This is a genomic window from Streptomyces sp. DSM 120436, assembly GCF_055778765.1.
Genome location: NZ_JBSKBS010000001.1, coordinates 4,011,220 through 4,036,137, shown reverse-complemented (window position 1 = coordinate 4,036,137; position 24,918 = coordinate 4,011,220). Strand labels below are relative to the sequence as shown.

18 protein-coding genes are annotated in these 24,918 nt (G+C 71.8%); 12 read left to right on the top strand and 6 right to left on the bottom strand.

The features are described from left to right. Positions 1-38: 38 nt before the first annotated feature. Positions 39-1,517, bottom strand: a complete 1,479-nt coding sequence (locus ACWH4W_RS17895; RefSeq protein WP_473076725.1) for an aldehyde dehydrogenase family protein — start codon at positions 1,515-1,517, stop codon at positions 39-41. A gap of 796 nt (positions 1,518-2,313) precedes the next feature. Here ACWH4W_RS17895 and ACWH4W_RS17890 point away from each other — a divergent pair. Both ACWH4W_RS17890 and ACWH4W_RS17885 read left to right on the top strand, forming a co-directional pair. Beyond that, positions 2,314-5,172 (top strand): type 1 periplasmic-binding domain-containing protein, encoded by a 2,859-nt coding sequence (locus ACWH4W_RS17890; RefSeq protein ID WP_473076724.1) that lies wholly within the window; start codon positions 2,314-2,316, stop codon positions 5,170-5,172. 678 nt (positions 5,173-5,850) lie between these two features. Continuing rightward, positions 5,851-6,765: a YceI family protein gene (locus ACWH4W_RS17885; RefSeq protein ID WP_473076723.1), complete on the top strand. Its 915-nt coding sequence runs from the start codon at positions 5,851-5,853 to the stop codon at positions 6,763-6,765. Between the two features lie 192 nt (positions 6,766-6,957). Here ACWH4W_RS17885 and ACWH4W_RS17880 read toward each other — a convergent pair whose 3' ends face one another. Then, on the bottom strand, positions 6,958-8,022 hold the full coding sequence (locus tag ACWH4W_RS17880) for a GNAT family N-acetyltransferase (RefSeq protein WP_473076722.1): 1,065 nt from the start codon (positions 8,020-8,022) through the stop codon (positions 6,958-6,960). 30 nt (positions 8,023-8,052) lie between these two features. Here ACWH4W_RS17880 and ACWH4W_RS17875 point away from each other — a divergent pair, with 30 nt between their 5' ends. The 5 genes from ACWH4W_RS17875 (at position 8,053) to ACWH4W_RS17855 (ending at position 15,128) form a co-directional block, all read left to right on the top strand. Next, positions 8,053-8,520, top strand: coding sequence for a MarR family winged helix-turn-helix transcriptional regulator (locus ACWH4W_RS17875; RefSeq protein ID WP_473076721.1), 468 nt, complete (start codon positions 8,053-8,055; stop codon positions 8,518-8,520). Positions 8,521-8,643: 123 nt separating this feature from the next. Then, positions 8,644-9,456, top strand: a complete 813-nt coding sequence (locus ACWH4W_RS17870; RefSeq protein ID WP_473076720.1) for a M23 family metallopeptidase — start codon at positions 8,644-8,646, stop codon at positions 9,454-9,456. Between the two features lie 966 nt (positions 9,457-10,422). Further along, the gene (locus ACWH4W_RS17865) at positions 10,423-13,203 is read left to right on the top strand and encodes a glycosyl hydrolase (RefSeq protein WP_473076719.1); all 2,781 of its coding nucleotides are present in this window, start codon (positions 10,423-10,425) and stop codon (positions 13,201-13,203) included. Between the two features lie 110 nt (positions 13,204-13,313). Beyond that, entirely contained in the window at positions 13,314-14,054 is a 741-nt protein-coding gene (locus tag ACWH4W_RS17860) for a hypothetical protein (RefSeq protein ID WP_473076718.1), read from the top strand. 564 nt (positions 14,055-14,618) lie between these two features. Then, the gene (locus ACWH4W_RS17855) at positions 14,619-15,128 is read left to right on the top strand and encodes a hypothetical protein (RefSeq protein ID WP_473076717.1); all 510 of its coding nucleotides are present in this window, start codon (positions 14,619-14,621) and stop codon (positions 15,126-15,128) included. Positions 15,129-15,204: 76 nt separating this feature from the next. Here ACWH4W_RS17855 and ACWH4W_RS17850 read toward each other — a convergent pair whose 3' ends face one another. Continuing rightward, complete coding sequence (locus ACWH4W_RS17850) at positions 15,205-15,678, bottom strand: hypothetical protein (RefSeq protein WP_473076716.1); 474 nt, start codon at positions 15,676-15,678, stop codon at positions 15,205-15,207. 60 nt (positions 15,679-15,738) lie between these two features. Further along, a complete protein-coding gene (locus ACWH4W_RS17845; protein WP_473076715.1) occupies positions 15,739-16,944 on the bottom strand; it encodes an erythromycin esterase family protein in 1,206 nt (401 codons plus the stop codon). A 70-nt stretch (positions 16,945-17,014) separates the two neighbouring features. On the opposite strand from ACWH4W_RS17845, the gene ACWH4W_RS17840 reads away from it, so the two are divergent. Then, complete coding sequence (locus tag ACWH4W_RS17840) at positions 17,015-17,752, top strand: TioE family transcriptional regulator (RefSeq protein WP_473076714.1); 738 nt, start codon at positions 17,015-17,017, stop codon at positions 17,750-17,752. 42 nt (positions 17,753-17,794) lie between these two features. On the opposite strand, the gene ACWH4W_RS17835 is transcribed toward ACWH4W_RS17840, so the two are convergent. After that, positions 17,795-18,829: an alpha/beta hydrolase gene (locus ACWH4W_RS17835; protein WP_473076713.1), complete on the bottom strand. Its 1,035-nt coding sequence runs from the start codon at positions 18,827-18,829 to the stop codon at positions 17,795-17,797. A 294-nt stretch (positions 18,830-19,123) separates the two neighbouring features. Here ACWH4W_RS17835 and ACWH4W_RS17830 point away from each other — a divergent pair, with 294 nt between their 5' ends. Beyond that, positions 19,124-19,450, top strand: coding sequence for a protein kinase family protein (locus ACWH4W_RS17830; protein ID WP_473076712.1), 327 nt, complete (start codon positions 19,124-19,126; stop codon positions 19,448-19,450). A gap of 62 nt (positions 19,451-19,512) precedes the next feature. On the opposite strand, the gene ACWH4W_RS17825 is transcribed toward ACWH4W_RS17830, so the two are convergent. After that, positions 19,513-21,150 carry a phosphodiester glycosidase family protein gene (locus tag ACWH4W_RS17825; RefSeq protein ID WP_473076711.1) on the bottom strand — a complete coding sequence of 546 codons (1,638 nt, stop codon included), beginning with the start codon at positions 21,148-21,150 and terminating at the stop codon, positions 19,513-19,515. 341 nt (positions 21,151-21,491) lie between these two features. On the opposite strand from ACWH4W_RS17825, the gene ACWH4W_RS17820 reads away from it, so the two are divergent. From ACWH4W_RS17820 to ACWH4W_RS17810, 3 genes are read left to right on the top strand one after another with little or no spacing between them, the layout of a single operon-like run. Continuing rightward, positions 21,492-22,010, top strand: a complete 519-nt coding sequence (locus tag ACWH4W_RS17820; RefSeq protein WP_473076710.1) for a hypothetical protein — start codon at positions 21,492-21,494, stop codon at positions 22,008-22,010. Then, positions 22,010-23,401, top strand: coding sequence for a hypothetical protein (locus tag ACWH4W_RS17815; RefSeq protein WP_473076709.1), 1,392 nt, complete (start codon positions 22,010-22,012; stop codon positions 23,399-23,401). Before ACWH4W_RS17820 ends, ACWH4W_RS17815 begins: the two co-directional genes overlap by 1 nt. Beyond that, entirely contained in the window at positions 23,398-24,828 is a 1,431-nt protein-coding gene (locus ACWH4W_RS17810) for a vWA domain-containing protein (protein WP_473076708.1), read from the top strand. The genes ACWH4W_RS17815 and ACWH4W_RS17810 overlap by 4 nt, the downstream gene beginning before the upstream one ends. Positions 24,829-24,918 lie beyond the last annotated feature (90 nt).

Here is a 24,918-nt window from a genome sequence, read left to right as displayed (position 1 = left end):
GCTGCGGCCCGGGCGGGCCGGGGAGCCGGTGGGACGGCTCAGCCGCCGCTGTTGCCCTTGAACCAGCCGGAGGGTCCCGGGTTGAGGTTCTGGTAGATGTGCTTGGCCTCCTGGTACTCGCGCAGGCCCGTGGGCCCGAGCTCACGGCCGACGCCGGAGCGTCCGAAGCCGCCCCATTCGGCCTGCGGTACGTAGGGGTGGAAGTCGTTGATCCACACGGTGCCGTGCCGCAGCCGCTGCGCGACGCGCTGCGCGCGGCCTGCCTCGGAGGTCCAGACCCCGCCGGCCAGTCCGTAGCGGGTGTCGTTGGCGAGTTCCACGGCCTCGTCCTCGGTGCGGAACCGTTCGACGGTGACGACCGGCCCGAACACCTCCTCCTGCACGATGCGCATGGACCGGTCGCAGTCGGCGAAGATCGTCGGCAGCAGGAAGTAACCGCGGCTCAGGGCGGGGTCGTCGGGGCGGGTGCCGCCGGTGACGAGCCGGGCGCCCTCCTCCTTGCCGATGGCGATGTAGCGTTCGACCTTCTCCCGGTGCTCGGCGGAGCTGAGCGGCCCGCTCTCGGTGCCCTCCTCCAGGCCGTTGCCGAGCCGGATGTGGCGGGCGCGCTCGGCGAAGGCCTCGACGAACCGGTCGTGCAGCGAGTCCTCCACCAGCAGGCGCGATCCGGCGGAGCAGACCTGCCCGGCGTGCAGGAAGGCGGCGTCCAGCGCGTAGTCGACGGCGGCCTCGAAGTCGGCGTCGGCGAACACGATGTGGGGGTTCTTGCCGCCGAGTTCGAGGGCGATGTTCTTCGGCCCCTCGGCCGCGGCCGCCATGATGGCGCGCCCGGTGGCCAGGCCGCCGGTGAAGGACACCAGGTCGACCTCGGGGTGGGAGGTCATGGCCGCGCCGACGGTCGCGCCCGAGCCGAGCACCAGGTTGGCGACACCGCGCGGGACGCCCGCCTCCTCGATCAGCCGGAACAGGGCGATCGTGGTGAGCGGGGTGGTCTCACTCGGCTTGAGGACGATGGTGTTTCCGGCCGCCAGCGCGGGCGCCACCTTCCACGAGGCCTGCAACAGCGGGTAGTTCCAGGGCGCGATGAGCGCGCAGACTCCGACCGGCTGGTAGACGACGCGGCTGAGCACGTCGGGCCCGACGTCCACGACCCGCCCGCCGTCCTTGCCGGCCAGCTCCGCGAAGTAGCGGAAGGCGTTCGCCACGTCCTCCACGTCGAAGCGGCCCTCGGTCAGCGTCTTGCCGGTGTCGAGGGTCTCGGTGCGGGCGATCTCGTCGATGTCGCGCAGCAGCAGGTCGTGCACCCGCATCAGCAGGTCGGCACGGCGCCGGGTGGGGGCGTTCGCCCAGTCCTCCTCGTCGAAGGCACGGCGGGCGGCCCGCACCGCCCGGTCCACGTCGGTGGCGTCCGCCTCGTCGACGGTGGTGACGACGGAGGCGTCGTACGGATTGATCACCTCCCGACGCCCTCCGCCGGCGGCGTTCGTCCACTCCCCGTCGATGTACAGCTCACCCATGGCGGGCGCCTCCTTCGCATCCGACCGGTACCGGCTCGGGCTGCCGGTCGGCAGCACGCCCATGGTGCGGGGGGGACGCGCCGGGGCGCGCGGTGATCGTCGCGGACGGGTGGCGGGGTGGGCCGGGCGGGTGAGGGAAGGGTCGGCGCCGGCCCCAGAGGCCGGGGCCGACCCCGAGGTTCCACGCCTTCCGCGCAGGTCTTCGGCGGCGACCATGAGCAAGGCCACGCTCGGGGCGCCTTCGCTTCCCCCTCATGGAGCGCGGTGCGCACCCCGCTCCCCGCGCCGCGCGTCTGGCCGGAACGCAGCGACCGACCGCGCGCACATCGCGTACCCGCGGAGCGAGCGCCCCCCTTGCGTCGGACCGGCTCGCTCACGAGTGGAAACCTCCTTCCCCGCCCGGCGGACCGCTGTTCCCTTGGCCCCGCCCTGACCGGAAAAGGCCACCGTGATCCTCGGATGCACCGGGAAGACGCAGGATGCGGCTACCCACGCGGCAAATCCGGTCGGGACGTCGAACGCTCGGTGACCAGCGGTCTCCTTCCCCCCGCCCCTCGCCGCACAGAACCCTCACGCGGCCGAGGGTGTCGATCCGTGGTCAGGGCGGCCGCACGGCAGGGGCGTCCCCGGCCGGCGCCGGCCGGGAACCGATCACCCCTTCAGCAGCACCAGTTGTCCGAGGCAAGCGTTATCCTCGCTAGGCGCTTGTGACACGTGTGTCGTACGACAGCGGGGAGTGTCCATGCTCGGCCGGGATCAGATGTTCCCACAGGACTGTCCGGGAGGTCACCCGGGCATGTCGACAGGGGCGGGGATCGACGTCCAGCGGCAACTGGAGTCGCTGATCCAGGACTTCCGGACGGGCGACCCCCCGATGCCGGTGATCGTGCTGCACGCGGAGGACGCCGCCGACGACGACCGCGTGACGGAGCTGGTCGACGAGCTGCGCGAAGGCCAGCAGAGTCACGGCACGCGCCTGGCCGTCGCCCCCACCGAGCCGCCGCCGGGCGACCTCGACCCCAGCGCCCAGGCCGTACGGCTTCTGCGCGACCTCGGCGACAGCCGGAAGTGGGGCGACCGTTCCGCGTCCTACCGTCCTTACTCCTTCCCCCGCCTGGGTCTCGTCCGGGCCCTCCAGGACGCCACCGACGACCCGGACATGCGCGAGCACTGGCCCACCGCCCCGGTGGGCACGCCGGACGGCAACGCCCAGCGTGAGCAGGCCCAGACACAGCTGCTCCGCGTCCTCGCCCGGCAGCGCTGGCGCCCTCGCAGGCCCGCGCGCCGCAACCGGCAGGCGCTGCTCAACGACGTGCAGCAGTTCCTCCCCGCGGGCATCCTGGGCGCACTCACCTCCCTGCTCACCCGTCCCGAGTGGTACGTCGCCGTCCTCGCGGGCACCGGTCTGATGATCCTGCTGGCCGCGCTGAACCACGTGCCCGGGCGCGCTCCCCTCTTCCTGTGGCTGCGCAGGGAGAGCCGGTGGTTCCTGACCACGACGTTCCTCCAGTCCGCCGCCCGCCGGCAGTCGACCAGCGTGCGGTTGTTACGGCCCCTGCGCTCCTGGCGTGCCATCGCGGCCCGCGCCTACGACGTCGCCGAAGCCATGCGCGGGGGCGGCCCCTTCCCCCTCCAGCTGTACGTGCTGGCGCTCTTCGAGGACCTGCGGGACAACCACCGGCGCGCGAGCTGGGACCTGCGCGGCCTGAAGCGGCCCCGGCCCCCGGTGCTCATCCTGCGCCGGGTGAGCCGCGAGAACGGGGGCATCGAGCTGATCAGGGCGGTCAGCGACGTCCGCAGCCGGCGCAGCGAACTGGACCCCCTGCTGATCGTGGCGGGTGTGGCCGCTGACGAGGCGCCGCTGCTCGACCGGGGCACCGGCACATCCCCCAACGGTCAGCACCCCCGCTCCCAGCTCCGCTCCGCCCCCTCCCGCCTGCAGCAACGACTGCGGCACTGGTACGACGAATGGGCCGGGAACCTGCGCGCCGACCAGTCGCCGAGCCGGACCAACGCCCTGCCCTGGGTGCTGCGCATAGCGCTCCCCCATGACGAGCTGGTCCAGCTGCGGCAGGCGGACTGGCGGTGCGTGCGGGCCCGGCACCGCCCGCCCGTGGCGCAGGTGGTGTGGTCGGCGTACAGCCTGGCCCTGGTCCTCGCCCTGGCCGCCACCGTCGGCGTCGTGCACGCCCGCGACCTGCACCGCACGTACTGCTCGGCGGGCCTGCTGACCGCCGACCGCGACACCGAGCTGCGCCCGGCGCCGGGCGGCGGCACGGAATGCGTCGGCATATCGACCGGCGGCGTGCGCTTCGGCGCCCACCTCAAGGGCGGGGCCGACTCGGAGAGCGGGCGGCTGCGCGACCTGGAGAACCTGGTGCACGCCGAGAACGACAAGGTGACGCGCGACCACCCGCGTGCCCATGTCACGGTGGTGTACGCGGGTCCGCTCAGCTCGGCCACGGTGGACCCGTCCCTGGTCAAGGGCGCGGAGGAACTGGCCGGCGTGTACCTCGCCCAGCGCGTCGTCAACGAGAACTACCGCGTCAAGCTACGCGTGTTGCTCGCCAACGGCGGCGCGGACATGGGACACCAGCTCTTCACCGCCACGGCGATCGCGCGGTACGCCGAGCGCGACCCCACGGTCGTCGGCGTCGTCGGCTTCGGACGCGACCTGCAGAGCAGCCCCGCCGTGACGCGGCGGCTGCACGCGGCAGGCCTGCCCGTCGTCTCGGGCACCAACTCGGCGACGTATCTGCCGGAGGACTTCTCCAACTGGTTCAGCCTCGCGGCCCCCGACGAGCACCAGGCGGAGGTGCTCGGCCTCGTCGCACAGCAGCTCCGCGGCAAGGACGCGTCCCCGCACGCCCTCGTCCTGGCCCGCGACACCAAGGCGTCGCAGGACCGGTACACCAGCGAACAGGCTCATTACGGAAGGGAGATGCTGCGCGACAGGGGTTTCCGACTGCTGCCCTCGCGGACCTACCGGGTGGCGAACGGCAAGCCCGAACTGCGGCTGCACGCGGAGAGCATCTGCCGCGGTGAGGACGTCCCGTCGGTCATCTACTTCGCGGGACGGGTCGAGGACATCGGCCCGCTGATGACCCAGCTGGGCGTCGAACCGGGCTGCGCCGATCGGGAGATCTCGATCCTCACCGGGGACGACCTGAGCAAGGCCAAGTTCTCCGGTACGGGCGGCCGGGACGGCGTGGCCCCGCGCATCACGCTCTACCACGCGGCACTGGCCGAACTGCGGGAGGCGGCGTCCGGGACCGCCTTCTACCAGGACGCGGGCGAACACCTTCCCTGGCTCGAACCGAGCGAGGCCACCTACGACGCCCCCGGCTTCGCCAGCGGTCAGACGGCCCTCTCCCACGACGCCACCCGAGCCCTGTACTGGGCGGCGAGCCTCGGTGACGTACGCCAGAGCCGGGCGGCGACCTGGGTCAACCTGAGGAGCGTCAAGCTCGAGGGGATGGCCACCGGCACGATCGACTTCACCGACGCCCCCCTCTACGGCGAACGCCACGGTCACAGCATCGTCCTCGCCCGCGTCCGCAGAACGCCGGAAGGGCTCTCGAAGGCGGAGGTGCTCTGCAGCAGGCCGGCGGGCAGCGCGGAGCCGCTGACGGTGCGGGAATGCTCGATCCAGTGAGCGGGTCGGCGGTTGTCGCGCTGTCCGCGTGAGGAGGTCCGAACCGGTCCGCGGCGGTTCGGACCTCCTCCGCGCATCGGCGTCCACCGCCTCCGCGGGGAGGGCGGGTGACGTCCTGTTCCAGGGCTTCTGCCACCTCTCCCGCCTGCTGCCGCGCGGCCAGGCGGAAGGGGCGGCTGGTGCCGTGCACGGACAGGTCCCCCACGGGCCCGGCCGCGGTCCCGGCCGTCGGTGTCCGGCTCCCCCGGCACGTACGCCGTCCCGTCGCCGCACCCTCGCCCACCCTGCGGGCCGTCTCCTGCGCGGGCAGGCGAAGCCGGTCGGCACAGCGGTCCGGGCCGCGTCCTGTGAGGGCCTCGTGACGGGGCTGCGAGCCGCGTGTGAGCTCTTCGCGATTCCCTGTGGCATTCGCCACAGCACCGAAGCAAAACAAGTGCAGCCGACGGCCGCTACACGACCCTCCAAAAGGACAGGACGGTGGAGTTTCGCATTTCAGCACGTGACAAGGGCGTGCAGCGCCCGAACTCGACGACGATCACTCCATGTCACGTGATCTATGGTTGTTCAACCATTGACTTCATCGCGCTTGCAACCCACCCCCGCGACTCTCGACGACCGCGGGCACGCGCATCGGTGCGGGACTCGCGGCGGTGACACGCACGAAGGAAGGCGAACCGTATGGCCCTCGGACTGCTCCGGCGTCGGCGCTCCCGCAACGCCCCCGGCGCCTCACCGGACATCTCGCTGCCCCTTCCGGCCGGCGCCGGCGCATACGGCTGCGAGATCGTCGATCCTGTGGGACAGCCCTTGGGCGGCGCCGACGTCACGGTGACCGCCCTGGACAGCCACCGGGTCGTCGCCCACGGCACCACTGATCCGTACGGCCTGTTCATGGCGGCGCTCCCGCCCGGCTCCTACAGCGTGCTGGTCTCGGCGGAGGGACTCACCCCGGTCCGCAACACCGTCGACATCGCCGCCGGCGCCGTACCACCCCCGGCACGCATCGCGCTGCTGCCCGCACGTCAACTGGAACTGCCGCCGCCCGGCACCTGGTTGTTCGACCCGCCGCACACCGCGATCCGCTTCATCGCCAAGCACGTGGGCATGGCGCACGTGCACGGACGCTTCACCCGCTTCACCGGCGGCATCCGCGTCGCGCCCGACATGGGCGACTCCCAGGTCTCGGTGCGCATCGACGCCTCCAGCATCACCACCGGCAACAAGACCCGTGACAACCACCTGCGCTCCGCCGACTTCCTCGATGTCGAGCAGTACCCGTACATCGACTTCGTCAGCACCCGGTTCACCTACCGGGGCGGCTCCCGGTGGACGCTGAACGGCACGCTCACCATGCACGGCACCAGCCGCTCCGTGGGCCTGGACACGACGTACCTCGGCACGGTGAACGGCGGCTACGAACAGGAGTTGCGCTGCGCGGCCCTGGCGAAGGCGGAGCTGCACCGCGAGGACTTCACGCTCAACTGGCGCTCGATGCTGGCCCGCGGCATCGCGGTCGTCGGTCCGACCGTACAACTGGAGCTGGACGTCCAGGCGATGTACCGCACCCACGAGACCCCCACGCCCCCGGAGTGAGCTGTCGTCGCCCGGCGGGCGGGACCTCTCACGGCCCCTCACCACTCCGGGCAGCGCCCCGTCCGCGAGGGGGCGCCAAGGGGCCCGCACCACGCGTCCCGGCTCGCCCCGCCCCCGTCACGGGACGTCGCCCCGCACCGGTCAGCGGCACCCCCGCTCACCCGTGCGGGGGCGGCCTGATCCGGCGCCCGCTCAGACGGCGACGGCCTTCGCCAGATCCACCGCTCCGTCGTCCCGCGCGCCGGGAAGCGTGACGTAGCCCTGCCGGCGGTAGAGGGCGAGGTTGCGGTGGCTGGCGGCGCCGGTGGTCAGGACGACACGGCGGCACCCCCCGGCTGCCGACTCGGCGAGGCCCAGCAGCCACCGGCCCACGCCGAGTCCCCGCAGGTCGGGTGCGACGGCGAGGCGCCCGATGTGCAGGTCGTCGCCGGCCCGGCGGGTGCGGACCATCCCGAGCAGCCGTCCGTCGCGCCACAGCCCCGTGACGTCCCAGTCGGCCAGCCACGCGCGCACGTCGTCCGGGGTCTCGTGCAGCGCGGGGATGTCGAGCGTGTCGTTGACCAGCGCCTCCTCCATCCAGCAGCAGCGCTGCAGCACGGTCACCTCGGCGGCGTCGTCCGGGCCGAGACGCCGGGCGTAGGAACCGGGGAGCGGACCGGTCACGGAGCCGGCCTGTGCGCGCTCGCGCATCGGGGTGAGGGCGTGGGCGACCCGCACCAGTTCCGCCAGCAGCCCTTCGGCCGCCTCGGCGTGGCGCGCCTCGGGGGCGAACCGGTCGTCCCGCATCGCGTCGCCGATCCGTAGCGCGACGGTCGACCCCAGCGGGACCAGGCGCAGCGTGGTCACCACCTGCTTGGCGTGCTGGACCGCGCGGGTTCCGGCCGAGGTGTGGCCGTAGCTGACGAAGCCGGCGGGTTTCCAGGCCCACTCCGGGCCGAGGTAGTCGAGCGCGTTCTTCAGCGTGGCCGGCATGCCGTAGTTGTACTCCGGCGTGACGAAGACGAACCCGTCCGCCTCGTCGACGATCCGGCTCCACCGGCGGGTGTGCTCGTGGTGGTGGACGCCGGTCGACGGGTGCTCCTCCTCGTCCAGGAAGGGCAGGTCCAGATCGCCGACGGCCAGGGGCACGAGGTCCGCGTCGAGCCCTTCGGCGACCGGGGCGAGGGTGTCGGTGAGCCATCCGCCGACGGCGGGGCCGAGCGCGCCGGGCCGGGTGCTGCACGTCAGGACGAGGATGCGGAGCCGTTTCGTTGTCATGGAAATGAAACTAACCGCTAGATTGATTACATGTCAACGAACAACGAGGAATCCGCGGTCCGGTGGCTCACCGCCGAGGAGGAACGCGCCTGGCGGGCCTACCGCCGCATGGTGATCGCGGTGCAGACCCGCACCGCGCAGGACCTCGCCGCACACGGCCTGTCCGAGCCCGACTACGAGGTGCTCAGCACCCTGTCCGAACGCCCCGGGGGGACCAGCACCCTGCACGAACAGGCCGCGAAGATGGGCTGGTCCCGCAGCCGCCTGTCCCGGCACGCGACCCGCATGGAGGCGCGCGACCTCATCCGCCGCGCACCCGACCCCGCCGACGGCAGGGGCTGCCTCCTGGTGCTGACGGGGACGGGCTGGGACACGCTCCGGGAAGCCGCGCCGGCCCATCTCGACTCCGTACGACGGCACTTCGTCGACCGGCTCGACGCGGAGGAGCTGGCGACGCTCGGCCGGATCGCGGAGAAGGTCGCCGACGAGGGGCCATGAGAGCTCACCCGCCGCATCGCACGGATCGACACTCTGTCGTGAACGCATCAACTACGGCATCCTGGTCGCCGTCCCTGTCCGCTGACATCGCCGCGCGACGCACGTCGCAGTTCGGAGACAGCCTTGCGATCGATCCGCATCGCCCTGGTCGGCCTCGTGGCCCTCGTGGGCAGCCTGCTCGTGGCGACACCCGCGCAGGCGGCGCCCCTCTTCAAGGCGCCTTTCGCCTGCGGTCAGAAGTGGACGTACAGCCACCACTCGGCCGAGGTCCGGCAGGCGCTCGACTTCGTCCGCAGCGACGGCGGCGCGACCGGCGGCGCGCCGGTGCTCGCGTCGGCCGCCGGCACCGCCACCCGGCACTACCAGGCGAACGGCGCCGGCAACTACATCGTGATCGACCACGGTGGCGGCTGGAAGACCTACTACTTCCACCTGAACGCCTTCTCCGTCGCCCATGGCGCCCACGTGGGGCAGGGCCGGCAGATCGGCACCACCGGCAGCACCGGCAACAGCTCCGGCGCCCACATCCACTACGAACAGCTCCTCAACGGCGTCGGACAGAGGATCACCATCAACGGAGCCGCCCTCGCCTACCCCGGCTCGTACGGCAGTCACCATCTGACCAGCGACAACGGCTGCGGCGCCGGCCGGTACTGGGTCGACACCTTCGCCAACGCGACGGGCTACGCCCAGCCGAACACCAACGACGCGCAGGGCGTGCTGAACGCGGGCACCAACTACGTGTACTGCAAGGTGTGGGGCCAGGAGATCCGCGGCGCGAACGGCACGTACAACCACTGGTGGCTGAAGACGGACCTCGACGTCACCTACGCGGGCAAGAACGGACGCGGGGCGTACGTGTCCGCGTACTACTTGTCCCGGTGGGGGAACGACGAGGCGCGGGACAACGGCGGGTCGGTCATTCCGAACTGCTGACGTCCACTGGGGTGTTGCGGTGTCGTGCCCAGGGGTGGACGGGGCGCCGGTGCTCCCCGCGCATCCCATCGGAGGAGCCTCGGGATCGTCCCGGACCAGGCAGCCCCACACCAGACCAGGCACATCGGCGCCCATGGCGTCGGCGGGCCCCTCGGGGAGCGTGCGGCGCACGGCGTCGAGGCAGGCGGCGGGCGACGGGTGGTCCGGCTCGTCACAGGCCACGTCGTCCGGCGGCGACCAGCGGCCGACACCCTCCGGGCCCACGTGGTGCCCGGACTCGGGCCCCGCCCCGTCACCGGTCGGCCACGGCACCACCGCGGCACCCCAGGTGTCGTGGTGACCGGTCTCAGGCAGCCGCGCCCTGACCGCGTCCGCGGGTCCGAGCAGAACCCCGCCGGGCGGAAACACCCCGGCCCGACCTCGCCCTCCTCGTCGGCCTCGATGTACTGATGCTCCGCTCCCCCGCACAGCCGCCGGAGAGCGGCCGGCTCGGCGGGCAGGACGAAACCCGGGTGCTGTCTCAACTCGGCGTCGGCAGCCTCCACGGCCCGCTCGGGGGCGGGCGGCAGCAAGGAGGCGTGTGAGCCCGGCGCACGCACCGCCGGCCGTTCGGTGAGACGGCTCCAGGCTGCTTCGACACCCCGGTGATCACTCGTCCCGCCAACCTGCTGAGTGATCGGCGGGGCACGGCCGGCGGGCTGCGCCCCGGACGAGTCCCGTCCGATCGCGGAGGCCGCCTCCTCGGTCATCCAAGGGCCGCCGTCACCGGGTGCGTCCCGTCCCCCTGGACACACCCACCGCACACGCCACGGCACGGCTCCCCGTCACCGTCGAAGACATGACGAAATACGGGCCCGACACAGCCTGTTGCGTTCAAGCCATTGACACGTGCATTACATCGGCTTTACGTTCCGGCCATCTGAGAGCGCTCTCAGAGACTCCCCCAGTCACAACCTGAGGTGACGCATGCCATCCCCACGCACCAGACCGGCAACCGTTCTGCTGCTGGCCTCGGCCCTCGCCGTCGTCGGCCTGGGCCCGGCCGCCACCCCCGCGGCCGCCGCCACCGTCCCCGTAGGCGCGGGCAGTTACTCCGACACCCGGCCGCCCGGGACGTCCGGCCCCACGACCAACACGGGCACGCCGGTCACCCCCAAGGTGACCGCCGCCGCACGGAACCGCCCCGTGCCCACCAACGACTGGTGGTCCTCCCTCGCCTTCCAGCGCTACGGCGACAACCCGTACTCGACCCCCATGTACGGGCACCCCCTCACCTACCAGGCCACCGCCGGCGGACTCGACGTCGGCTACCCGACGACCCCCACGATCACCGGTGACGGCCGCCAGTACGAGTTCGCCCACAAGCGCGACCTGACCATCGGCCTGACCGGCCTCAACTCCCCCGACACCAAGGCCGACGACTGGTCCGACTGGACGGTCACCCCCTACTGGTCCGACGGAACCCGGACCCTGCGCGCCACCATCGGACACGGCTCGCCCTTCGTGTACGCCAAGGGCTCCGGCGGCAACGCACAGATCACCACCGCGGGCGCGCCCACCGTCTTCGCCGACCAGGGCAACGTCCTCGGCATCACCGTCGCCGGACACCACTACGCCCTCTTCGCCCCGACCGGCAGCGACTGGAACGTCTCCGGCTCCACCGTCACCGCGGGTCTCGGCGGCAAGGACTACTTCTCCGTCGCCGTGCTGCCGAACACCGGCGCGCTGGCGACGTTCAAGAAGTACGCCTACAGCTTCGTCACCGGCTCCAAGGTGACCTGGAACTACAGCGGCGGAACCGTCAGGGCGACCTACACGCTCACCACCGAGGCGAAGGAGGGCACCGAGCGCGGCACGCTCCAGGCCCTCTACCGTCACCAGTGGCTGCACACCACGGACCCGCTCACCTCGTACACCTACGTGTCGCCGCGCGGCACCATGAAGGTCCGCGAGTCGGCGTCCTTCACCACCACGCAGAAGGCGGCGGCGGTGCTGCCCGCGCTGCCCAAGTCGAACGGCGTGGACGCCGCCCGGCTGCGCGGCTACCTGAACGACGTGGTGAACGCCTCCGACCCCTTCTCCGGCGCGGTCGACACCTACTGGACCGGCAAGGCCCTCGGCCGCCTCGCCCAACTCGTGCCCGTGGCCGACCAGATCGGTGAGACCGGCATCCGTGACCGCATGCTGAACCTGATGAAGGGCAGGCTGCAGGACTGGTTCACGGCGGGCGGCGCCAACGAGTTCAGTTACGACAGGGACTGGAAGACGCTCACCGGTTACCCCGCCTCCTACGGCAGCGACACCGAGCTGAACGACCACCACTTCCACTACGGGTACTACGTCTACGCGGCCGCGATCATCGCCCAGTACGACCCGGCCTGGGCCGCGGACTCGGCCTGGGGCGGCATGGTCAAGACGCTCGTCCGGGACACCGCGAACCCGAACCGTACCGACTCCGCGTTCCCCTTCCTGCGCGGCTTCGACGTGTACGCGGGTCACGGCTGGGCCTCCGGACACCAGGGCTTCGCCGCCGGAAACAACCAGGAGTCGTCGTCCGAGTCCACCAACCTCAGCGCGGCCCTCGTCCTGTGGGGCTCCGCGACCGGTGACACCTCGCTGCGCGACCTCGGCGCCTTCCTGCTGACCACGGAGTCGGAGTCGATCGCCCAGTACTGGTTCGACGCCGACGAGCAGGTCTTCCCGTCCTCGTTCGGTCACGACACGGCGGGCATGGTGTGGGGCAGCGGCGCCGCGTACTCCACCTGGTGGACCGCGAACCCCGAGGAGATCCACGGCATCAACGTCCTGCCGGTGACCGGCGGTTCGCTGCACCTCGGCGGCGAGAAGGCGGCGATCCGTCGCAACCTCGCCGAGATGGAACGGGAGAACGGCGGTCCCGCCGTCGAATGGCGCGACCTCCTCTGGGAGTTCGAGTCCTTCGCCGACCCGGCTTCGGCCAAGGCCAAGTGGGACGCCGGCCACGCCGGCTACACCCCGGAGGAAGGCGAGTCGAAGGCGCACACCTACCACTGGATCAACACCCTGGCCGCCGTCGGCGCCCCGGACGCCACGGTGACGGGTGACATCCCGACCTCCGCGGTGTTCACCAAGGGCACGACCCGGACGTACGTGGCCCACAACCACGGGTCGACGGCCCGTACGGTGACCTTCTCCGACGGCAGGACGCTGTCCGTACCGGCCCGTTCCACGGCGACCGGCACGGGCCCCGGCTCCGCCGACCCGGACCCCGATCCCGACCCGGAGCCGACCGGCAACACCTTCCAGCTGCGCGCCGGCGGCGTCCTCACCACGGCGTCCGGCGGTACGGCGGGCAGCGACACCATCCCCTCCGCGAACGGCGCCAACCACGACGGCGCCCCGTACCAGCCCCTGGTCTACGAGGCGCGGGGCGTCAACGGCACGCTGTCCTCGGGCGGTCGGACCGCCTTCCGGCTCCAGGTCGACGCGGGCACGGCGGTCGGCCTCGGCCAGCAGGCGCGGGTGAGCTACGACTTCACCGGCGACGGCACGTTCGACCGGACGGAGACGTACCACTACTTCGCGACCGACCCGGTGCCGGGCTGGGAGGAGTACACCCAGGACCGCGGCCTCAAGTCGTCCACGGGCACCCTGAGCAACCTCAGGGGCGGCACCGTACGCCTGGAGGTGTGGAGCGCCATCGGCAACGGCCCGGCGAAGCTGCAGACGGGCACGGACAAGTCCGTGCTGGTCATTCCGTACGGCTGAGCCTCTGTGATGTGAGCTGTGGGTGGGGACCGGCGGACGGCCGGTCCCCACCGGACGGACGGGATAGGGTCACGGCCAGAAGCCGCAGCTCCCATCCCGCCACAGGAAACATGAATCTCCTCACCACACTGGCCGGTTTCCCGGACGCCGCACCGCTCACCGGCCTGGACCGGGCGTGGACGTGGTCACTCGGTCCCGTGCTGCACTTCGCGGGAGCCGTGACGGCGGACGGTCGCCGGCTGCTGCAGACCAATCAGCGTGGCACGCACGACAAGGGGCTCGCGCGAGACGTTCTCGCGTTCGCGCGGTGGCACGAGGAAGCACTGATCGGGACAGACCGGCCCCTCACGGCTGTTCAGGGCTTCTCCGCGGCCGGTTACGACTTCGACGCGGTGGCCGCCGTGGCTCCCGAGGTCCACGGCCATCACCGAGTCCAGCACCCCGGCCTCACGGCTGTGACGCACATCGTGTTCCCGGCCTTCGCGACGGAGGTGTCGGGGCACGAGTCACCGGAGGAAGCGCAGGTCCGGTACCAGAGGATGCTCGGTCCGGCGGACATCGGCCGGGAAGCGGTGCCCTTCCTGAAGATGCGCTTCGACAACCCCCGCACCGGTGGCGGAAGCACCCGTGCCGGGCGGGCGCTGACGTATCCCCGGCTGCTGCGGCAGGAGATCCCCCGGCTGGAGGGTGCGGTCGGGGGATACGTCGAGTGGGAGAACCGGCTCGGCGACGTGTGGCGGGTCGAGTGGGACCAGGACTGGGTGCTGATCGGTGGCGGGGAGGAGCGGCGCGGTCTCAGCGTCGACGACGTGCTGGATTGTGCCGACATCACCCTGCGGGTGAGTTCATGAGGGCTGGTGTGACGCTGCTGTGTCGTCCACGAGGGTCCGGGAGGCACGCAGCAGCTTTTCCCGATCGTTCACGTATGACGGGACCCAGCTCGTCCGCCCCGGTCGGCACACCTACACCCACGCCCCTCAAGGACGACTGGCCCGCGAAGTCCTGACCCCCCTCTCCGGGATTCGCAGGAGTTGGACCTACGCGGGGGATTCCGAAGACAACCTGATCCGGGTGGTCACACCGGAGGGCGCTCAATGGAGTTACGTGTGCGGCCCTCTCGGCCACAGAGCGGGCAAGGAGCAGGTCGACAAGTCCGGGAACGTCGGTGATCACCGTACGAGCATCACCTACGAGCACACGCCCGGCAGCCATCGGCCCGTGGCACGGTTCCGGTGTCAACACGTTGTTCCCGGAACGGGCCATTCGGAACCTCGACGACGGACGGGCGGTTCACGTGGACGGCGGGCAGGCCAATGGCTGGGCACGGTGGCCGAGGTGCTCGGCACACGATTCCCGGATGCCATTGCGAGTGATGAATCAGCGAACTTCCCCGTGTCAGGCAAGGGAACGAGCACATGGTTGACGTAAGTGCGGAAATTACCCGACTGCTCGAGCTGGACGAACTCGAAGGCTCCGCGGTGGAAGCGATCCTCGCCGCTGCGGGATGGTCGGGCGAGCGCAGGAATCCGTCCAGGAGCTGGGCCACCACGTGGAATCGTGACGGCGCCCGTGCCTGGGTCCAGGGCGATGGCCCGGTCGACGTCGAGTTCACCTCGTGGTTCCAAGAGGTCCAGGACGATGCGCCGGACATGGACGCGCACCTGGGCGGCCTCTACGCCGCAGGCGCGGCAAAGCTGCCGGACGTCACGGAGCGACTGCGGTCCGGAGTCCCCTGGGACCGGCTGGAGGAAGCCGATGAGCACGTCGCGGACGTGAGCTCCTTCATCGAGTACCGCGCGTGGAAGGTATCCGGAAAAGAGCTCCTCGTAGGCGTCAAGCAGGACGACACCGACGCGCCGGTGCACCTCGTCGTGGTCGTGCGTAACCCCGCCACGGAGGACGAATCCCACGACGACTGGTGGTGACCCACGCTCCACGGCCTGTCCGCTGTCGTGATCACGTCCCGGTGACGGCCCCGGCCGCCACCGGCCAGGAGCGGCGTCACCGTGCCGCCGCCTTCCGGGCGCGGAGCTCGGCTCGGCAGTGCATGCCGATGACGAGCAGTGCCGCGGTCAGGGCGAGTGAGGCCCACGTCCAGTTCATCCCCACCAGGCCGGGATCGCCGGCGTAGACGCTGCCGTCCTCCCGGACGCAGTCGAAGCGGAGGGGGAGGTAGGAGGCACGGTGGTGGGACAGGCCCTGGACCGTCTCCGGGTCGAAACCGAAGCGGCAGGCCGGTGCCGGGGTCGAGTCGGCGCCGTCGCCGACCTCCGCCTCCGACCACAGAACACCGGCCAGTCCCACGGCGTAGACAGCACCGGCGGCCCATCCGAACGCTGCCGCCGTCCGGCGCAGCAGGTGTTCGGCCCAGGGCTGGGGCCGGCCGGGGAGCGCCATCGCGGCGGCCCGTGCCACCGAGATGAGCACCGCGACAGCACAGACCACGGACAGACCGAGCACCGGCAGTGCGAACAACGGTTTCGTCGCCTCCCCTCCGGACGGGGCGGGACCGTCGTACGCGCCGTCACGCCGACTCTAGTCGTGCGGGACGTCCTTGACGTACACGATGCCGTCGACGCGGGGCAGGTGGGAGGGGTCCAGCGGGGCGTAGCCGAAGTACGGGGACACGCGTGGAACGACGGGTACGGCGCGTGCCGCGGCGGTGAGTTGCGCAGCGTCGATCATGAAGTGCGTTTCGGGCAGGGCGTGCAGGATGCCCTCCACCGTGTCCGCGGGCGGGGTGCCGACGCCCTGGTGCCTCATCGTGCCCAGGGCGGTCGCCAGATGGGCGTACTCATCACCGAGGTGCGCGCTCACCAGGGCCCCGGCACTCCACCACTCCACCTTCGGATGACCCCACATGCGCACCGCGCTCCTGTCGCGTTGCAGGTGACTGTTGTGGGCGTGGACGAGCACCGGCCCGCGCGCGGCGAGGGCGATGAGGTTCCCGGCCATCATGCCGTCCCGCGTGGCGAGCAGGCGGGCCATGCGGGCGGGTGACGTGTCGGCCATCCAGGAGTGGTAGCGCAGCAGGCCGACGGCGGTGCGTCCGTACAGGTGCGCGCGGTCCCGGTCGGCCGGTGACGACACCGCGGCGAGGTGCGGTGCCTGTGTCTCCAGCAGGGCGGTCAAGTCGTCGGCGAGCAGGCGTAGTTCGTGTGCTTCCTGCGTACGGCCGATGGACTGGGACGGGTCCATCATGGCCGCCTGATCGGTCCACCGCGCGTCGGCGCCGAGGAGCCCGTCGAGTTCGTCCGCCGTGCAGGGCAGCAGGTCCTCGTCGACGTGGGCCGCCAGGTAGGCGTGGAGCGCGGTGAGTGCCTGGCGCGGGCTTTCGGCGGCTGTGATCTCCAGCGGGCCGTCCATGCCCGCGAACCGGACCTGCTCCGCTGCGGGGCGATCCACGTTGAACTCGCGCATCCAGCGCACCAGTTCGCGGTTCGCCCGCGAGCTGCCCCATCCGTGGCTGAAGCCTCGCTCCATGACGTCGTCGAGGGAGCCCTCACCCGAGGTGACATACGCGTCCACGGTCAACGCCCTCAGGCAGTCGCTCTCGAGCGCGATGGTCCGATAGCCCTCCTCTTCCACGAGCTGTTGGAAGAGAGTGTTGCGCAGGTCGGGGAGGGTCTCCTCGCCGTGTGTGGGCTCGCCGAGGGCGAGCAGGCGGGGGCGGGTCGGCAGCAGTTCCATGAGTGCCGAGGCCTCGACGGGGCGGGCGCAGTCCTTGATGCCGGTTTCCATGCATTCAACGGTATCGTTGAACTTTCGTTTGAAGGTTTGCTCGCTGTCTTCTCTCTGTATCCTCGGAACTGTGGGTCACAACCTTCAAACGAGTGGCAAGCTGAGGCCGGTGGACCTGGCGCGTCGGCACGGACTGTCCACCCAGGCGGTGAGGAACTACGAGGAGGCCGGGATCCTCCCGGCCGCCGCCCGGACGGCCCACGGCTACCGCGTCTACGCTCCACTGCACGAGCGGGCGCTGGACGCGTTCCTCGCCCTCGTGCCGGGGTACGGGCACGCGACGGCGACGGCGGTCATGCAGGCCGTGAACCAGGACGCCGTCGACGAGGCTTTCCGGCTCATCGACGAGAGTCACGCCCGGCTGCTCCACGACCGGCGCACGCTGCACGCCGTGGAGGACGCGTTGCGCGGGCTCACCTCGGACGCCGCGTCCACGGATCCGGCCGGCGGGCCCCACCGGTCCGGGCCGGTCTTCATCGGGCCCCTGGCCGAGGAACTGGGCGTCCGCCCGGCGACCCTGCGCAAGTGGGAGGGCGCCGGACTCGTACGTCCGCGGCGCGACCCGGTGACCGGATACCGGGTGTACGACCCGGCCGACGTGCGGGACGCGCACCTGGTGCATCAGCTCAGGCGCGGTGGTCACCTGCTCGAGCAGATCGCCCCGCTGATCACCCAGGTGCGGACAGCCGGCGGCCTGGAACCCCTGGAGGGTGCTCTGCGTGACTGGCACGGCCGGCTGTCCGACCGCGGACGGGCGATGCTGCGCGGGGCCGCCGCGCTGGACGCGTATCTGCGGGAGCGTGGGTGAGTCCGCCCCTGTGCGGCGAGAGCGGCCCTCCCCTCTGGCATGTCAGCTCTTCACACCCAGGGCGCCCAGCAGCATCGGCAGGGAAGCGTGCAGTTCACGTTCCCAGTAACGCCACGTGTGGGTGCCGGCGCCGTAGAAGTTGGTGGTCAGGCGCTTGGCTCCCACGCGCTTCAACTCGGCGGCGAGGGCGTGGTTCTGGCGGTTGAAGTCCGCCTCGAGGGCGCTGGACGCACCCGGTGCGTCCAGCGGGCCCGCCGTGCCGTCGCCGCAGGACAGGTAGACGGGCAGCGACTTGAGGCGCTTCGCCAGGTGGAACGGGTCGTGGGCCTGCCAGATGCGGCGCTGGGCGACCGGGTCGCCCCACACCCGGAGGGGGTCGTTGCCCCGGCCGGCGAACAGGCCCAGGATGCGGTCGACCGACTCGTCGTTGAGGAGCGGGTGCGCGGAGCCCGAGTAGGCGGCGGTCGCCTTGAACATGCCGGGGTGCCGGGCGGCGTACAGCAGGGCGCCCTGGCCGCCCATCGACAGCCCGGCGACGACGCGGTTGCGGCCGGCGCCCCAGTCGCGTTCGAGGAGGTGCCGGAGTTCGACCGTGTGGAAGGTCTCCCAGGCGGGGTCGCCGCCCTCACCGTGGTTCCACCAGTCGCTGTACCAGCCGTTCCAGCCGGCCTCGGGCATGACCACGAGCACGTCGCGCAGGCTGTCGGTCTCGGCGACGTCCGTCATCGCGGTCCAGGACGTGTAGTCGCCGCAGCAGCCGTGCAGCAGCCAGAAGGTGGGCCAGTGTTGGCGTCGGTCGGCCGGGTTCCAGCCGTCGGGGGTCAACAGGCGGACCTTGACGGTCCGGCCGCCGAGCGCCGCCGAACGGACCGACAGGTCGACCTGCCGCTCCGCGACCTGCGTGACCGCGACAACCTCTGCGCCGCGGCGCCCCGTCTCCCCCTGAGCAGGGATACGCGCCTCGGCGGCGCCCGCAGGGGGCGGGGCGGCGAGCGTCGGTGCGGCCGGTACGAGCGCGAGGACCAGGGCGGCGAGGACGAGACGGACACGGGCTCGGAAGGTCACGACGGCGGTCACGGCGGCTCCCTGCGGTGCGGTTCGTCGCTGTATCAACGGTGGGCGGGACGTATTCACCTTGCTCTCAGGCAGCATCCACCACAGGAGTCGGTGCGCGACAGTCCAGGAGTCGGCCGTTCTCGGGGCGGTGCCGCCCCGCTGGTCCGTGCGCGGCGCGAGGATCCCCGAGCGACGGGCGCGGCGGACTCACCCGCGTCGCTGACGCCTCGGGCAGGATGCTGCAGAGCATCGCGAACGATGCCGGGCCGGACTGTTCTCCAACTCAATTCACCGAAGGGTGGGCTCCTGACCATCATGACGGCGGAATTCCTGATGCGTCTCGACGAAGGAATGCTCGACTACTTCCGGCACATCGCGGACGAAATGGTTTCCCGCTTCGGGATATCACGGTCCGAAGCGGTGGCGAGGATCAACGAGCGGTACAAGGACCTCGACATCTCGCCCTACCCTGACCTGATGTGCCACGAGGAACCCGAGTACTGGGCGTACGGCCCCTACTACTTCCCGGACTCGGCGGGCCGTCTGCCGTTCGGCGGCGAGGACGAGAACATCGACTTCTCCACGCTCGAGGTGCGGCCGGCACCGCCGTCCGGATCACCGGCCTGGACGCTTGACGAGTGAACTGTCCGGAACGACGTCTCAACCACGGTGCGCTCCGCACACTTCGGCCGCGTACCGGCAGGTCACCGCTTCCGAGGCAGGATCAACAGCGCGTCTCCAACGGGCCGTTCGCCCGCCGCGTCGGACGGGGTGTTGATCACCTGGCCGTTGGCCACCATCGTCGTGGAGCCGCCGCCGTCGAGGTTGACGGCGTCCCGCAGGCCCAGTGAACGGGCCACCTTCGCGCTCTCGGTGATGCTCAGCCCGAGCGAGTCCGTGCCGCGGCCGTCCGCGGTGACCAGGACGGTGCGGCCGGCCGTGTCCGTCCCGGCGAGGGTGCGGGGATTGCGCTTGTGGACCCAGCCGTAGTACCAGCTGGGGTCGCCCGGGTGCACCATGCCGTCGGTGGCCGGGGTGACGTGCAGGCGTCCGTCACGGACCAGTTCGGGTCCCGCGTTGACGATGTCCGTCCCGGGGGACGGCGTCACCCGGCGGCCTCGGTCGTCGCGGAGGGTCGTCTCGACGCGCAGGCGCTCGCCGGGGCGGGCCAGGGCCGTCAGGGCGGCCACGTGCCGGCCGGTCGCCTGGATCGAGCTGCCGCCGCGCGGGAGGGGGCCGCCGCGGGCGGGACGCAGCTCCAGCACGCGGCCCCGGCTGTCCAGGACGGCTTCCGCGCCCTCGCCCTGCGGGGTGTTCGCGCCGTACTCCGGTGTGAACACGACGAGTTGGTCGGGGTTGGTGCAGGTGACGTCGTGCAGGGGCAGGGCGGTCGGGCTGTCGCCCTCGCTGCCGCCGCAGTTGCGGATCAGGCCGGGCACCCGGTTGACGCCGTGGAGCGGCAGGGAGGTGCCGCGGGCGGTGACCCGTCCCTGCCAGGTGAGGCGGGTGACCTGCGCGCTCCGGCCGTGGTCGCGGACGACGAAGCCGGGGCGCCCGCCGACCGGTTCGCTCAGCAGGCGTCCGTCGTACACGCCGACGCCCGCCGGGTCGCCGGGCGCGCCGGAGCGGGGGTCGAGGACGAAGAAGCCCGCGTTGACCGCGGCGACGGCACCGGCGTCGGCGGCGAGCGTGCTGACGGTCTCGCGGTTCTCGACGTCGGGGCCGTGGGTGGCGTCCAGGGTGCCGCGGAAGGTGCGCGGGTCGATGGTGAGGACGTCGATGCGCCAGGGGCCGCGGTCCGTGGTCGCGCCGTCCCAGCCGGTGTAGGTGACCGAGCCGGTGTGACCGGCGTTGATCACGCGGGTGCGTTCCGCTGTCGCGGCGGACCGGGAGGAGAAGCTGCCGATGCGTACGCGCCAGCCGAGCGTTCCGCCCGCGAAGTCCGTCGTGCTGGGTGTCGTGACCTGTTCGGCCCGCGCGTCGAAGCCGTCGCCTCGCAGGTCGGCGGCGAGTTCGTCGGCGCTGGCCTTGTCCTTGAGGGTGGTCGGCGGTGCGTCGGGGTCGGGTGAGGTGTCGCCGCCGGGGATGGTCGCCTCGACGGTCCAGTGGTGCGCCGGGTCCACGGCGCCGCGCACGATGCGGGTGAGCGTCAGGCCGGGCTGCAAGGTGCGTGTGGTGCGGGTTTCGGCGAGGCCGGCCGGGCCCAGCGGGAGGGCCGCGCGGGCGTCGGCGGCCTGGTCGCCGGCGGCCCGGTTGCCGGCGGACGCCTGAGCCGGAAGGCCGGTCGCCGCCAGGACGACGCCGAGCGCGACGGCCGCCCCGCCCAGTCTCTTCCTCTTCATCCTTGACCGCCCTCTCGCGCGTCGAGCCTGCCCGCGTCACTCGTGGAGCGAAGCCCCGGTCGGGAACATGCGTCACTTTCTCGCCTGGTGCTGGCGGCGTCACGAACAGTCACTTAACGCACGCTGGACAAGTATCGACCTGTGGGAACGCGCGTCAAGAAGGCGTGCTGTCCTGCCAGTCGAGGAGCGCTGCCCGCCCCGGTGAACGCGCCGGCCACACCGTCGGGTGACGGCGACGTCCACAGATCCGCGGTTGTCCACAGCCCGGGGTCGTTGTCAGTGGCCGTCGATAGATTCCCTCGTGTCCCGCCGGTCTGGCGAGGACATCCCCTTTCGCATGCATGGGAGATGGTGCGTTGTCGCTCTGGGAGAGGTCGAGCACGGTGCGGGTGGTGCCGTCCGCACGGCCGAGGAAGCTCGCCAAGGTGCCGTTCGTCGAGCTGGCGGACGGACGGTTGCAGGGTGTGGTGTCCAGCGGTTCCGACATCGGGCGGGTGTACGTGTCGTCGGTGGAGGCGGGGACGTACGCGTTCTCGTGCAGCACCAACAACAACCGGCCCTGCGGCGGGGCGCGCGGCGCCTTCTGCAACCACATACGGGCGCTGATCGGGGAGGCCGTGCTGCAGTACGGCGCGGACCGCGTGGCCCGGTACCTGAAGGTGGACGCCGCCGGTGAGCAGGCGGACGCGCAGGGCCTGACCGCGGCCATGACGGCGACGCGTCCCGCTCAGGGGGACAGGTCGGCGGCGGCCCAGGTGTTCAGCCGGTTCCTGCGCCATCTGGCCTACCTGGAGTTCGCGCCGGCGACCGCTCCCCTGCCGGAGATGCACTGGTTCCCGACGGCCGGGGCGGTGGCGTGATGCGGGCGGATCTGCTGACCGACGCCGTCGACGGGCTGGACGAGGCTCTGGCCGCCGTGGACGGGTTCGACCAGGCGCTCGTCGGCGGGCTGCTGCGCCCGCAGCCGGCCCAGGCGGGCGGACTGGCCGGGCTGGCCGACGCCGTCGCCGGGTCGCCGCTGGCCGGGCGGGTCGCCGAGGCGGCGGAGAAGACCGCGGCGGGGGCCGCGGACGAGGACCACTTCATGGCGCTGGCCGCCGCGCGCACCGCGCTGCTGGGTTCCGTGCACGACGCGCTCGTCGCACGGGTCGAGGAGGCGGTCGGGCGGCCGCGCGGCGAGGAGTCCGCCGCTCCGGCCGCGGGCGCCGAGCACCCGGTGAACCTGCTGGTGGCGGCGCGCGGCTGGCTGTGCGACCTGGCGCGGGCCGGCTGGCAGGGCATCGACCACGAGCTGGTCGGCGGCGCCGCTCCCGTGGTGTCCGCGATGCTGCCCGAGCCGGCGCTGCGGCGGCTCGCCGCGCTGCTCGACGGGTTCGCCGCGGAGCTCGCCGCGTCCTGCCCCGGCGCCACGCTGGAGCGGGTCCCGGTGCGCCGGTGGGCCGACCTGTGGTCGCGGGCGATGCTGCTGACGCTGCCCGGCGCGGACCGGGCGACCGCCGTCACGGAGGCCACCGGCCGCCTGCTGCCGCTCGGTGTCGATCTGCACGAGCACGCCACCGCGGTGCAGGCGCAGGTGCACGCGGTGTTCGAGCCGGCGGACGGAGGGGCACCCCGCCTGGTGCGGGCCAGTGTGTCCGCGTCCAAGCCGGACACCGTCGTCGGCGCGGGGCTGTGGCAGCTGCTGCGGCCGCACATGTCGCTGCTGGCCGCCGTGAGCGAGGGGCGCGCCATGGAGCTCGACGCCATGCCCCTCACCGCCGAGGACGATCTGGTCTGGGACGACGCCCGCGCCACGCCGGGTGAGTCCGCGGAGGTCTTCACCACCGCGCGGGTGGCGCTGCCCACGGCGGTCTCCGCCCCGGTGACGCCGGTGGACCGGCATCCGGCGCGGATCGCCGTGCCGGTGCTGCTCGAGGGGTACGCCGTCGAGGAGGAGGACGACGGGATCGCCTTCCGGGTCGCCGGGGAGCGGCTCGCCGTCGACGCCGGCCGGGTGCCCGCCGCAGGTCCGCTGACCGCCGAGGCCGTGGCCTCGTCCGCCGCGTGTCTCGGCCTGCTGCGCTGGGACGCCGGGGAGTTCCTGCTCCAGCCGCTGGCCGTCGAGCGGACGGTGCGGAAGAAGCCCGTCACCGTGCACGCGGGCGCCTGGGCCGGCGGCACGGCCGACAAGGCGGGCGTACGGGCCGAGAAGGCGGCCACCGACGCGGTCAACGTGCTGCGCGAGCGCGCGGGAAGGCTGCTGCGGAAATGAGCGAGGAGAACACCGGGGAACTGGGGGACGTCCCGGCCCCCGACTCCGACGAGAACCGTCGGCAGGTCCTGTACTGGCGGCTGCTGGCCCGCCTCTTCGACCCGGAGGAGCAGGCGTCGCTGGAGTCGGCGAGTGTCGCCGTGGTCGAGGACATCGGTCTGCCGGTGGCGCTGCTCGATCCGGCCGCGTCGGTCGACTCGGTGGTGCAGCGGCACCCCGGGCTGGCCGCCGAGTTCGACGGGCTGATGACGCCGGAGCCGGACGCGGACGGTGCGCGGGACCGGGCCGCCGAGGTGCGGCGGGCGGCGCTGGTGTCGAAGGTGCTGCTCAACGTCTTCTCGACCGGCAGCGGCACGGTCACCGCCGAGCAACTGGCCCGCTGGCAGTCGGACGCCGGATGGCTGGAGCGGGCGCTGGGCTGCCGGCCCGGTGACCTGCGCGGCGGCCGCGGTGGCAGCCGGGTGGGCGCCGGCCAAGGCGTCGGTCCGACCGGCACCGGTGTCGGCTCGCCCGCGCCCGACCTGAGCAGGCTGATCCCCGAGATCGGTCCGGAGCTGGGCTCCCTCGAGGCCGGTCTCGTGCGGCGGATGCATCTGCGGGAGGTGCTGGCCGACCCGGCGCTCGCCTCGCGCCTGACGCCGAGCATGTCGCTGATCGAGCAGTTGCTGCGGGACAAGAACAACCTCTCCGGGGTCGCCCTCGCCAACGCCAAGGCGCTGATCCGGCGCTATGTCGACGAGGTCACCGAGGTGCTGCGCACGCAGGTGGAGAAGTCCACGGTCGGTGAGCTGGACCGGTCCGTCCCGCCCAAGCGGGTGTTCCGCAACCTCGACCTGGACCGCACCATCTGGAAGAACCTCACCAACTGGGACCCGGAGCAGGAGCGGCTCTACGTCGACCGGCTCTACTACCGGCACACCAGCCGCAAGACGACCCCGCAGCGGCTGATCGTCGTGGTGGACCAGTCGGGGTCCATGGTCGACTCGATGGTCAACTGCACCATCCTGGCGTCGATCTTCGCCGGTCTGCCGAAGGTGGACGTGCACCTGATCGCCTACGACACGCAGGCGCTGGACCTGACGCCCTGGGCACACGACCCGTTCGAGACGCTGCTGCGCACCCAGCTGGGCGGCGGCACGGACGGCACGGTCGCCATGGCGCTCGCCCAGCCCAAGATCGCCGAGCCGCGCAACACCGTCGTGGTGTGGATCTCCGACTTCTACGAATGGCGCACGGAGGAGCTGTTCGAGAGCATGGCCGCCATCCACCGCTCCGGGGCGAAGTTCATCCCGGTGGGATCGGTGACCAGCTCCGGCCGCGGCAGCGTCAACCCCTGGTTCCGGGAGAAGTTCAAGGACCTGGGCACGCCGGTGATATCCGGCCACATCAAGAAGCTCGTGCACGAGCTGAAGACGTTCCTGACCTGACCGCCGCCTTCCCGGCTTCTCACTTTCCCGACCTCCCCCCTTCTTGACTTCTCACCCACTCGACTTCTCGACTCTCACTGCGAAAGGCTC